We start from the raw sequence: 13,009 nt of genomic DNA on the forward strand, positions 1-13,009 counted from the left end.
AAAGGAGCTTTTGAATGTTAAACTGTCTGCGGTCTATTGATATACATTCAAGATTTGGTTTAGCCCGTATCGCTTTTATAAGTTTTGTAACGGTTATAATTACATTTTTTGTTAGTTTTGAGATTTTTCATTACTATTCAAACATTCCATTTACGGATCAAAATTTTTTATTGTTTATTGTCTTAATGTTATTTATCTACCCCGTACATAAACTCATTCATATTATTACGGTCTTCCCATACTTGAAACATTTAAGAGTATACAAATTAGTACGTCTTTCCTGGTTTCCGTTTTACAATATTTATTTGGATCGACCTATTCGTAAGTACTACTTTTGTATTTGTCTAATCATGCCGTTTGTGGTGATTACACTGCTCTGTATTCTCATAGCACGCGCATTTCCAGAATATGGCCATTATTTCATGTTTTTATTAGCATTAAATGCAGGTTATTCTGTGATGGACATCCTTTATTTAAAAGTCATTCTTTTTGCTTGTCAGGGGCATTTTGTAGAGGAACATCAAAATGGCTTTGTACTTTTAGAACACAATTCCCACGCATCATAATGTGCAATCGTGATATGCGTGTCCTATTTTTAAAACGACAAGGATTAATTTCGTATGCAATCCGTGTCTTAAATGATAGATTTTAAGTTGAATATAGGGGAGAGGACGTTTTTTAACGCCTTCTCCCCTACTTTTTTTGACTTCCATCTGTATTCTCATCATTTAGTCGTATTTTTCACCTTCTGCTTTGGTTGCTTGCGCACATTATGGTATATTAAATGGTATGAATGATATAAAAAGGAGCTCAAAAGATGAAGAAAGGCATACAAAAATTATTTATTCCAATTACAGCAAGCGCAGTTTTACTCGGAGCATGTGGTAATGATGCCCCTACTTCAAAAGACCAAACGTTAATCTCTTCGAAAGCGGGCGACGTTAAAGTTGAAGATGTATTGAAAGAAATTGGAAATGATCAAGTTGCAAGTCAATCTTTTAAAGTTTTATTAAATAAAATTCTAGTAAAAAAATACGGTGATAAGGTAGATAATAAACAAATTGATAAAGAAACCGATGAAGAAATTGAAAAATACGGTGGCAAAAAACAATTTGAAGAACTACTCAAGCAACAAGGCATTACATTAGACAGTTATAAAGAACAACGTAAAATGATTGCTTATCAAAAAGAATTACTGAATGATAAAGTTAAAATTTCAGACAAAGAAATTAAAGATGAAACGAAAAAAGCATCGCATATCTTAATTAAAGTGAAACAAGATAAAGACGATAAAGAAGGTTTATCTGATAAAGATGCAAAGAAAAAAATTGATGAAATCAAAGAAAAACTCGATAAAAATCCTAAAGACTTTGACAAGTTAGCAAAAGAAGAGTCTATGGATTCAACAAAAGATAAAAATGGTAGTTTAGGATATGTGGTGAAAGGCCAAATGGTTAAACCATTCGAAGACGCCTTATTTAAATTAAAAGATGGCGAAATTTCAAACGTTGTCAAAACTGAATATGGTTACCATATCATCCGCGCAGATGAGCCTACAGATTTCGATAAAGAAAAATCAAAATTAAAAGAAAAACTGATTCAAAATAAATTACAAAAAGACCCTAAACTTTTAACTGATGCATACAAAGATTTGTTAAAAGAATACAATGTAGATTACAAAGATCGCGATATTAAAAAAGCGATTGAAGATAATATTTTAAACCCAGAAGCGTTGAAAAAACAAGCCTCTCAACAAGGTGCAGAGGGTGGTCAATTAGGTATGTAGTATGCCTTTAAACAATGGCTGGTGCTTTGATTTATTTTTCAAAGTATCAGCGCTTTTTTTGATTTTAAAGCATTGATATTTGTCGCAGGCACACCATCTTCGTCTATTGTGTAGTCCAAATTGAATCGTGCCTACAACTTTTAACCCAGAGTTCAGACATCTCTACTCATGTCCAACTCTGGGTTTGTTTTATGTGATAATCATTCGCTTTTCTGTAATCAACATTAATCCAACTTCTCAGGCTTATAGAATTGTCTACCTTCTAAACCAAGAATTCGTTCTGTAAATTGTCCTTTGTTAATTTTCTTGAATGCTTTTTCAAACATATGCATGCGTGCATCAATATTATCAATATACTTTAAAATTTCTGCTTCTTTGACATAAGGCAGTTTTGGTGAGCCGTATTCAAGCTTACCGTGATGAGACAAAATCATATGGCGAAGTAAAATGATTTCTTCTCCATCTACATCCAATTCACGTGCCGCTTCAGCCACTTCATCACTCGCAATCGAAATATGACCTAATAAATTCCCTTCGAGTGTATATGACGTCGCAATTGGGCCTGATAACTCTCTCACCTTACCGATATCGTGCAATATGATGCCACTGAACAATAAGCTTTTATTGAGTTCTGGATATATGATACACAATTGACGTGCAATTTCTAACATTGTCAAAACATGATAACTTAAGCCACTTACAAAATTGTGATGATGCGAACTTGCTGCTGGATAAACAAAGTAACGCGATTCGTATTTGTTCAATAAATAACGTGTAACACGTTGTAGCGGTGCGTTTTCAATTTCAAAGATATATTCTTGCATGGCATCTTTGATTTCTTCTGGTGTCATTGGTGCGCCATCAATAAAGTCTTGCGTACGCATTCCATCTTCATCAGTTGCAAGTCGAAATTGATTGACTTTCATTTGTTTTCGACCACGATAATTAATCACATCACCTTTAACATGAATAATACGTTCTGGCTTTAATAGACTCATTCCTTCTTTAGTAATCGTCCAAACTTTCGCTTCAATTTCTCCACTTTTATCTTGTAAGTGAAGTGTCATATAATCTTTACCTTGTGCTGTTACACCTTGTGTTGCTCGGTGCACTAGGAAAAAATGATCCACAGCATCTCCAGGCTGTAGTTGTTCTATATTTCTCATGATTTAACGCCTTCCTATTCTATTTTTCTATCTTATTTAACGTGACGAGCTGTTTCGCAGGAATATTCGTATCACGTGAACATGTAAAATAAAGAATTTGAAATTTATCAGACATCGATCTCAAATATTTCATCATTTTCATTCTACGTTCAGCATCAAAATGAACAAATGCATCATCAATAATAATAGGCAATGAATAATAGGGTTTTAATGTTTGAATCAAACTTAAACGAAGCGCAATATAGAGCAATTCTTTTGTTGATTGACTTAATTCCACAGGATGATACATTTGACCGCTTTGATGACGTACCATCACTTGCTCATTTGCGTATGTCACTTGCACATATTCTCCGCTCGTTAAATCATTATAAATATCTGTCGCAATATTTACAACTTGTGGCAATCGCTTGCCCTTAATTTGTTTGATATGTTCATCAACTAAAGCCTCTAAATAACTGAGCGCAGCCCAATCTTCAGCCTTATCATTTAATTGATTGCGTAATATTTGATATTGATGACGTAGATGTCTCAATGTATCATCCGTTTCTAAGTGGTTCATTTTTGCTAATAAATCACTCACTTCACTTTGAACAGTGAGATAACGCGCATTATAATTATCGATTTGCTCAGACAATTTTTGATATTCAGCTTCAAGTTGTGCTGATGTTTTTTCACTTAGCTTAGAACTTTTCTCATATCCATAATTTTGATTTTCGAGAAAATGTGTTAAATCATGAAAACGTGCTAATCGCTGATGGTACCATTGATAACGTTCATGGTGTTTGTAATAACTTTCCTCATCCAGTGCTCCTATAGCACTAAACAATGTCTGAATCACTTGTTTATTTTCGCTCAAGCGATGTTTCAAATGTTTAATTTCATTTTCTATTAAGCTCAGTTGCTCGCGATTATGTTCATAACGTGTCATCCCTTGATTCGCGGCTTTTAACCATTCTCTTACATCATGAAACAACGTCTCAATACTAAATTGCGATAATGCACTCGCAAGTTTTTCAAGTGCTTGTGTGTAAAAATCATCCAACTTTTTCTCAATTGAATTTTGCGTTTCTTGCAATTGAGTGAAGTATTGTTGATGATCTTTGATTTTTTGAATCGTTTGAATCGCGTCTACAAGTAAATCATCGGATAAATTCTTGGAAAGGTGTAGTGCTGATTTTAACTTTTGCAATTGAGTCGTCACGGATGTTAAAGCCTCTTGTACATCGTCATATTGTTTCGCCGTATGCAGTGACTTTGTCTTTAAAATCGCCAAATTTTGTTGACGTTGTGCGATTTGATCACGTAACTGATATTGCGCTGCTAAATCAAAATCTAAATCATATGCCTCTTCTAACGCCTGTACTTTTTGCTCTAGTTGCACCAATTCTTCAGAAAATTGTTCGTCATAGCCCATTGGTTTTGAACGCAATAAGAACATGGCAATGAAAAAGATAGCCGCAATCACTGTTAAAATAATCCCTGGAAGCATCATTTGTGAAACGAACATCCATACCGCAAATGCCCCTGTCACCAATGTTAATATCAGTGACGCTACTCGAACACGTTGTTGCTGTTGCTGTTTTTGATGCGCTTCTTTTTCGAAAGTGGCTTTCATTTTATCAAACACATGCCGTTTTTCCTTTAATTCAAGCAGTTTTTGATCATAAACTTTTTTCTTTTCAAAACTTTCATCATCCACTAATTGAAGATTTAATTGTTGTAATTCTTCTTCATATGTTACATTTTCAATCTGATAATCATCTTGTTGTTTTTTCAATTGTTCTAATGAATGCATATGCGCTTGCTTTTGTTTTAAAGTTTCACTGGCGTAACTCTTTTGAATTTCACTTGAATCAACCGTTTCATCAATGTCTTCCCAACCAATGTTGGATTTGAGGCCTTCAATTTCCATTTGATGATGACTTGCTTCTCTTTCAATTTGCTTCAAGTCCATCTCTTGTTGCTTGATCATATCCTCTTGCTTAGAAACAGATTCAAAACTTTGATATAGCGTTTGATCCGGTACAAAAAGTTTTTCCGCCTCATGTTCTAATTGATTTTTCTTTTCAAGACGTAACCCCAAGTCACGTTCGAGGTGTTCAACTTGAATCTTTGCTGCTTCATAACGATCGATACCTTGTTCAGGAAATTCTAACGGTTCTATATTTAAATCCGCTTCTAAACTTTTCCATTCTTGCACTTGATCAATCAATGCAACTTCTTTTTGCTTCTCTTCAAATAAAGCAGTAAGTTGACTTAAATTCGTCTTCAGAGTGGCTAGACGTCTTGAAGCTTTGTCATGATCTTCTGTTAATTGTTGATAGGTCTCCAATTTCGTAGCTTCTTCTCTAATTTGGTACGCTAAGCTTCTAATCTCTTCTATTTTTTGATTAATCTCTGGATTTTGACCTGATTTTTTATAAAGTTCTTGCTTCTTCTGATGAATTAATTCACGCATGCCAATAAACTCGGTTGACCCTAGCGCACCTGCTTGCATCAAAAAGTTTTGTAATTGTGCCTCACTCATATGTTTGTGTATATCTTGAAGTCCTAATACACTGAATGAAAAAATCGCTTGATATGTCTTTTTATCTATATAATTCAACTGTTCATTTAACCATTTTTCATCTTTAATCGTACCGTTCGGCAACATCACCTTGACATCACCTTGAGCACTACCTTTAACACGTTCAACATCGACTTCCATGCCATCATCGAAAATAAGCGTCACACGCCCACCATAATGATTACCCATGCGCGGTTCTAAACGCGGTTCATTTTCTTTTTTTGTAGGAAAACCAAATAAAATCGAATGGATAAACGCTTGTAACGTCGACTTCCCCGCTTCATTTTCTCCATATATCTCGGTAAATCGTGAATCAAATGCAACTTGACGTTGGACAAACTGGCCATAACCATATATTTCAACAGATTTAATTTTCATGGGTTAATGATCCCCTTTCAATTCAGCTTCTATCATGGCCTCTGCACGTGCGATTAATGCTTTTCTATCATGTTCAAAATAAGGATCTAAATATTTTGAGGCTTTTGGATTAAGGTATAAATCCTTCACTGCACGCTCATACACATCATCTTGCGCTAATAACTCTGGAGAGAATTCCTGAATGATTGACTTTTGACGCATATCCAAATAACGAATTTCCCATTCGTCAATCAATATAAAATGGCGCTCATTCTCTTCATATTCCGAAGTCAATACTTTAAGTTGCTCTAATACTTGTTTTGAAATCGTTTCATCCCCATGAACATGGAGTTTTAATCGATAAAAAGCACGTCCTTGAGGGCGGACACTTTCTTTAAAGGCTTGAATTTTTTCATATAATCCCTGTTGACTGACATCATCTGTTTCAATTGTCGCTGTTTCAAAGCGAATAAATTGTGTTGGAACAAATCGCGTCTTAAGTCCCACGTGATCGCCTTCAACGATGAGACATCCTTTTTCTCCTTGTTCTTTGAAATGACGTCCTTGAATATTACCAGGATAATGGATTTCAGGTAAATCACTTAATTGTTGTCTCAAGTGAATATGACCTAACGCCCAATAATGATATAGTTTTGCATTCAAATCCTCTATGCGAAACTCCGTATAGCGATCTGACGTCGTGGATTTACTATATGTCCCATGCAACATACCGATATGTACAACATTCCGATCTTCATTTGTCGGATAGGCATCAATTTTGTTTTCGTAACTTTCTCTATTTTCGTAGCTAAAACCGTGAATATGCACCGTTTCCCCTGTTTTTGTAATCGCTTGATACGTTTCAACACGATTTGAAAAAACGGTCACATTTTCTGGCCATTTTGTTTTTATTTCATCTGATAAAGGGTCATGGTTTCCGTGGACTATGTAGACAAAAATTTGTTCCTTTTGCAAGCGTTCAAACTGTAATTTCAAAAACACTTCAGCTTTCAACGTTCGATTATGTTGATCAAATAAATCACCACTGATCAGCATAAAATCAACTTCTTCTCTTAATGCAAGATCGATTATATTTTTAAAGCTTTCATAAGCACTATTCTCAACATCCTTTAAAATGACGGGATTTAAATAACGCTTAGAGGCAAATGGACTATCGAGATGTAAATCTGCACAATGCAAAAACTTAACCATTCACGCATTCTCCTTTTATCATCAAATTTCATCTATATTTGACATGTTTACTATTTATTTTATCATATTTTACTTATATAAGGAGGAGATCATTTGAGGATTCTATGTACGGTTGCTTTTTTTATAAAAAAACGATTGAAGATAGGACTCCTCAATCGTCTCGTTCATTGATGCATATCATGTTAATTAGCCAGCATAAATTTCATCTAATGGTTTTACAATAATTTGATTGATTTCTTGGAACACTTGACTCATTCTTTGTTCTGCATTCATCAATTCAGAAATATTGCTATCTTTTTCGATTTGTTGCGCTTGTTCTTGCGCTTTTTTCAAATCGTCTTCACTAATTTCCTCACCTTGCATTTGCTTTTGTTGGAAGTTCATTTGTGTTTCACGGAACGTATCAAATAATTTTTTTGAGTTTTCGTCAGCTTCTACTTTCGCATAAGCCGTTTTAATTGCTTGATACTCGTCACTTTCACGTAATGCTTGCTCCAATTTGTTTGCGTAATCATATAAATTTACAGCCATTTAAATCTCTCCTTGAGTTGTTTATTAAGATTGGACGCGCGCTTCCAATCTCTTTCCTTGCTTACGATACCATATTTTAAAGCGTTATACAAAAATTGCTATGAGCCCTTGGAAAAATCCAATCACTCCTCCTAAAATGAACCCTAATAACATAATCAGTTTCAGTTCTTTATTCGCAATTTCGAATATCAATTGCTCAATATAATCCAGCTCAAATCGGTTAATCTGTTCTTCAATCAACCCTCGAATATTGACTTGTTTCAAAATCGTCGATAAACGACGTGCTAATGTGTCTAAAATCAAATCCGTCAACTGTGTAATCCCCCTATGCTTTAACATCTCAAATAATTGAGGAACGAGGGTATTGAGTGGCGTGTGGGCATGTCGCTTTATATCCATTTGCTGTACAATTTGTTCGGTGAATTGAACTTCGAGTGTCGCCCATTGTTCAGGTGTCACCCATTCTTGAAGCGTTCTTGTTTTTAACTTTTCATATTCTGCCTGTATTTGTGCAGACAAAATATTTTGCGCTTTAGAATGCGATGTAAGACGTATCAATTCTTTTTGTATCCGTTCAGCAATGGCTTCCTTTGTCATAAACATTTGTAACATCGAGATCATTTTACCTTTTTCCAGAAAAAACGTCTCTAACATTTCTAAAATATCGTCATATCCTTTAGCTGAACTTAAGTAATCTTTAGCTTTAGTCATAATGAACACATCCAACACTTCAACTTTTTGATCAAGTTGCGTTAATAGCTGTGATGGCAAGAGTTCGGTCATCGTTTCATTTTGATGGCTTTCATATTTTTGGCGTAATTGCTGTTGCGTCATTCGTGTTAACCATGTTTCACCTTCTTTGACAACATCAATCTCAAATTGTTGTAAAAGCGACTGAATTGTGACGTGATCTTTTGATAACCGCTCAACTTGTTCGCTCAATGCACGTTGAACCGTCATTCTTATTTCGGGCGTTGTTATTTTTTCCCTGATCAAAGCCTCCGTTAATAAATGGTCTTCAACGACTTGTCCAATCTTCTCAGCAATTTCCCCTCTACGTTTCGGTATCAGTCCAGGGGTAAATGGCACACGTTTGCCAAAAATATAATACGGCTTAAAGGGGTGAAATAACATTTTGACGGCAATCATATTCGTAACGCCCCCAATCACCGCACCAATGACGATCATAAACAATACGACAAGTGTCGCTTGCATAGGCTTTCCTCCTTAAAATATAGGCTGGAGCGGCGCATCATTCTCCCTCTCCGCTTTGTAACAGTATAGTATGACCGAATTACGTCCTCGTTAAACATCTTTATGATAATACAACTGATGAAAAAAGAGCATGCAACAAGATTTTTGTCGATGCTCCATTTCATTCATTTATTTTTAATTATGCACGAATAAGCTCTTCTTTAACGTTACGTTGAAAATAGGTTTCAGCTTCTCTTAGTTTTGGTGTTGCAAAGATAGGCTGTTTGTCCATATCAAGAATGCGATAAAGTTGGCTGACTTTGTTAGACTGTAAAATGTAGTCTCCTTTTGCATCAACCGTTTCCCAATAAATATCACTGACTGTTGAATACTTAGGATATGCTGCTTGATTTCTTGATATTGTTTGAACAATTTCAAGTGGGTCGCATCCAAATGTACTGTTTAGGACTTCGGAATCTCTAAACAAAGCACAAATTGACACACATGTTGTCCAATTCGGCAATACACGCTCTTTTTCGATTTGAACTAATGTTTTTTTAGATAGTCCAATTGTTTGGGCCATTGTATCCTGTGTGTAACCTGCCTCAATACGAACCATCTTAAACTTACTTTGAATTAAATCTGTAAAACTTTGTCTATCCATTGAATATTACTACCTTTCTTAAATAAAAATTTATCCGCACACAAGCATTGCAATTCTACACAATTCTTGAAACACAAATTACATATTAATACAAAATACGAGAAATGAAAAGTGTCATTTTAAAAAACAATACAAAACTAGAACTATACTAAATTATACTGAAAATCGTCCTATTTTTATCGAATGAATTGCAGCGCGACTCTTTATATTCCAGACTTTGTAATGAATGAACAATGAGGTGTCAATTTCCATCTCACAGGTTGAATCTTGCATCATTTACAATCGTTACAACACATTCTCTCCATAACTATGCTATATTAAAAACGATTTATGTATTTTTATTACATTTTTATAAACCATGCACAGATTGATGACGATCATCAATCCACCCTAATATCATCAATATGTTTTTAAGAATTATATTATACCATAAATTCCTCATCCTCATAGCAATTACTTAGACCGTTTTAAAGAAAACTTTTGCTGTCAAAAATATCAAATTAAAGTTCAACATTTGATCGCTATGGTGCGATACTATTGTCATAACATACTCATACTGCCTAGTCATTTTCAGATAGAGAGAGACGTGAATCGCACTGGCGATGACGCATTTCATTCATTGAGAAACAGTGAAATTTCTAAAAACCGCTTTCACGCTAAAATTTGTTCCCCTTAAGAAAGGCCCCAAAATTTCTCATAGTGATGCGTTACGTAACTCTTTTCTTTCGGGATGAGTAACTTCTAATCCCCCTTTTATATTGATCGTTTAATTTTCTGAATAAATTCAAGTTACGAGGTACATTTTTTAATAAACAAGCATTGAGAAGACCGATGAATTTCTATCTATCATATCATTTGACGATTTTTTGATTGAAATTAATATTGCCATATAGTGATTTTACAGATTATAATATTGTAAATGATATAAAGGGGATGTTGTGAATGAAGTTTAAAGGGCTTACGATTAAAATTATCATTGCACTTATTTTAGGTATTAGTATAGGTTCAATTTTTAATTTTTATGAAGGTGCAAAATTTGTGAGCTTTACAGATCAATATATTTTCAATGTTATAGGGCAAGTCTTTTTAAATCTTATTTTTATGTTAGTTGTTCCTGTTGTTTTTGTATCTATCGTACTTGGTGTCATTGGTGTCGGTGATCCTAAACTGTTAGGCGGCATTGGTTTAAAAACGATTGTCTTCTTTTTAAGTACGACAGCTATTGCCATTACACTCGCAATGTGTTTAGCACTCATTGTTAAACCTGGTGCAGGCCATTCTGATTTATTGAAAAGCGAAGAAGTCACTGCCTATCAAAAGAAACTAGACAGTCAGAAAGCAACGAACAACTCACCAGTCAATCAGACTTTTGATCAAACGGTGATCAATTTCTTCCCGAAAAACCCTATCGAAGCAATGAGTGGCGGAAATATGCTTCAAATCATTACTTTCGCAATTTTTATTGGTATTGGGATTATGATGGTTGGCGAAAAAGGCCGTATAGTGCATCAATTTTTTGATCAATTTAATGAAGTACTGATGTATATTATTTCAATGATTATGAACATTTTTGCACCGATTGGAACATTTGGACTCGTTGCACACGCGTTTACTGGTGCAGGATTTAGTGCAATTCGACAATTAGGATTATACTTTATTGTCGTCCTTGCCGCTTTACTCATCCATTTCTTTGTCGTCTATGGTGGCGCAGTAAAATTCTTAGCTAAACGTAGTCCTATTGAATTTTTCAAAAACTTTTTCCCTGCGATTACGGTTGGTTTTGGTGGATCTAGTTCGAATGCTGCCTTACCTGTTTCTATGGAATGTACGAAAAAAATGGGGGTTAAGCCTGAAATTGCTTCTTTTGTGCAACCACTTGGTGCAACGATCAATATGGACGGTACAGCAATTATGCAAGGTGTCGCAACAATTTTCATTGCCCAATTAATGGGTGCAGATTTAACACTCTTACAACTGATCACAGTCGTTGCAGTTGCAGTCATTGCATCAGTAGGTACAGCCGGTGTTCCGGGAGTCGGTTTGATTATGTTAGCCATGGTATTAACAGCAGTCGGTCTTAATCCTGCTGCGATTGGTATTATACTCGGAATTGACCGATTACTTGATATGACACGTACTGCAGTGAATATTACAGGTGATGCCGCATGTGCTTTAATCTTGTCAGAACATGAAGGTAAGAAACTTAAAGGGCAAATGCACGTCACAAAATAACATAGCGCATAGATGATATATTTTGGGGGTTGGACCATTACGGTTCACCCTCCTTTTTCATGTTTGAAGCTAACGTTAATCACTATAAAATAAAACGCATATCATCACTATTATTATCTGAAAATTAATAATACGAAAATATCAATTTAAACACTAGATTTCTATAAACGTTCATAGGATAATAGTAACGTTAAGTAAGAAAGCGACTGTAGCGTATCATTCGACAACTTTCCTCACATCAAAACTAGAGACTGAAAACTATTTTATATGAATACGTTATTATTTTATGATGGCAAGTCGAAACCGTTCATGCCAGTGGGTAATTATGGCATTGCCGCTTCATCACATTCAACTGGCTCCGAATGTCATTAAAAAAAGAGGTGTTATCGTTGCAATTAGAAAATAAAATCTCCCAAGCAAAAAAAGGGGCAACATTGAGCATCTTAACGTATACCTTTTTGACTTTACTAAAAATTGTTTACGGTTGGTTTGCGAGCAGTCAAGGTTTAATTGCAGACGGTATTAACAATGCGACAGACGTTATTAGTTCTGTGGCAATCTTGGTTGCACTTCAAATCTCAATGAAGCCTGTTGATAAAAATCATCCTTATGGCCACTACCGTTCAGAATTCATTGCTTCTCTCATTGCTTCATTCATCATGTTTGCCGTGAGTATTCAAGTGATTGTTACAGGAGTCCAACACTTCTATCAAGGTCAATTTCTACAGCCGAATCCTTCAGCAGTCATTGTCGGTATACTTTCAAGTGTCATTATGTTTATTGTTTTTGTATATAATCGAAATCTTGCAAAAAAAGTGAATAGTAGTGCATTAAAGGCTGCGAGTTACGATAATCTTTCCGATGCACTCGTGTCAATCGGAACTGTTATTGGGATATTAGGAGTTTATATGGGGGTCCCAATGCTGGATACAATTGCGGCTATCGTTATTGGTATACTGATTATGAAAGCAAGTATTGATATTTTCAAAGAAACAGCCATTACTTTAACGGATGGCTATGATGAGGATGAGCTAGATCAAATTCGAGACATTATTGCATCTGTTCCAGGCATTAAAGAAATCCGTGATATTAAAGCACGAAGCCACGGTGTGATTTCATTTATAGATGTGACAATTGCAGTTGAGCCGACTTTGAATGTTATTGAAAGCCATGCAATTTCCGATTATATCGAATCACGACTACAATCACGATTAGGTGAAGTGGAAACGATTGTACATATTGAACCTTATTTTGCAGCTTGATTTCGTCACTTCATCTAGAATCGAAAAAATCATACGCAA

At 35.1% G+C, this 13,009-nt stretch carries 10 protein-coding genes; 4 read left to right on the forward strand and 6 right to left on the reverse strand.

Going from position 1 to position 13,009, the window contains the following annotated elements:
- Positions 1-14: 14 nt before the first annotated feature.
- Together B5P37_RS01425 and prsA are read left to right on the forward strand one after the other, a co-directional pair.
- Positions 15-566, forward strand: a complete 552-nt coding sequence (locus tag B5P37_RS01425) for a DUF3267 domain-containing protein (RefSeq protein WP_085236399.1) — start codon at positions 15-17, stop codon at positions 564-566.
- A 251-nt stretch (positions 567-817) separates the two neighbouring features.
- Entirely contained in the window at positions 818-1,786 is a 969-nt protein-coding gene (gene prsA, locus B5P37_RS01430) for a peptidylprolyl isomerase PrsA (protein ID WP_085236401.1), read from the forward strand.
- A gap of 224 nt (positions 1,787-2,010) precedes the next feature.
- Here the strand turns inward: prsA and yhaM are convergent, their stop codons facing one another.
- The 6 genes from yhaM to xdrA form a co-directional block, all read right to left on the reverse strand.
- The gene (yhaM, locus tag B5P37_RS01435) at positions 2,011-2,952 is read right to left on the reverse strand and encodes a 3'-5' exoribonuclease YhaM (protein WP_085236403.1); all 942 of its coding nucleotides are present in this window, start codon (positions 2,950-2,952) and stop codon (positions 2,011-2,013) included.
- 19 nt (positions 2,953-2,971) lie between these two features.
- Positions 2,972-5,896 carry an AAA family ATPase gene (locus B5P37_RS01440; protein ID WP_085236405.1) on the reverse strand — a complete coding sequence of 975 codons (2,925 nt, stop codon included), beginning with the start codon at positions 5,894-5,896 and terminating at the stop codon, positions 2,972-2,974.
- A gap of 3 nt (positions 5,897-5,899) precedes the next feature.
- Positions 5,900-7,087, reverse strand: a complete 1,188-nt coding sequence (locus tag B5P37_RS01445; protein WP_085236407.1) for a metallophosphoesterase family protein — start codon at positions 7,085-7,087, stop codon at positions 5,900-5,902.
- A 186-nt stretch (positions 7,088-7,273) separates the two neighbouring features.
- Positions 7,274-7,618: a YlbF/YmcA family competence regulator gene (locus B5P37_RS01450; protein ID WP_085236409.1), complete on the reverse strand. Its 345-nt coding sequence runs from the start codon at positions 7,616-7,618 to the stop codon at positions 7,274-7,276.
- An 84-nt stretch (positions 7,619-7,702) separates the two neighbouring features.
- Entirely contained in the window at positions 7,703-8,833 is a 1,131-nt protein-coding gene (locus tag B5P37_RS01455) for a DUF445 domain-containing protein (protein ID WP_085236412.1), read from the reverse strand.
- Positions 8,834-9,011: 178 nt separating this feature from the next.
- A complete protein-coding gene (gene xdrA / locus B5P37_RS01460; RefSeq protein WP_085236415.1) occupies positions 9,012-9,476 on the reverse strand; it encodes an XRE family transcriptional regulator XdrA in 465 nt (154 codons plus the stop codon).
- Between the two features lie 942 nt (positions 9,477-10,418).
- Between xdrA and B5P37_RS01465 the strand changes: the two genes are divergently transcribed.
- Both B5P37_RS01465 and B5P37_RS01470 read left to right on the forward strand, forming a co-directional pair.
- On the forward strand, positions 10,419-11,708 hold the full coding sequence (locus B5P37_RS01465; protein WP_085236417.1) for a dicarboxylate/amino acid:cation symporter: 1,290 nt from the start codon (positions 10,419-10,421) through the stop codon (positions 11,706-11,708).
- Between the two features lie 389 nt (positions 11,709-12,097).
- Positions 12,098-12,970: a cation diffusion facilitator family transporter gene (locus B5P37_RS01470; protein WP_085236419.1), complete on the forward strand. Its 873-nt coding sequence runs from the start codon at positions 12,098-12,100 to the stop codon at positions 12,968-12,970.
- The last annotated feature ends 39 nt before the right edge of the window (positions 12,971-13,009 follow it).

This window comes from Staphylococcus lutrae (genome assembly GCF_002101335.1).
Lineage (GTDB): Bacteria > Bacillota > Bacilli > Staphylococcales > Staphylococcaceae > Staphylococcus > Staphylococcus lutrae.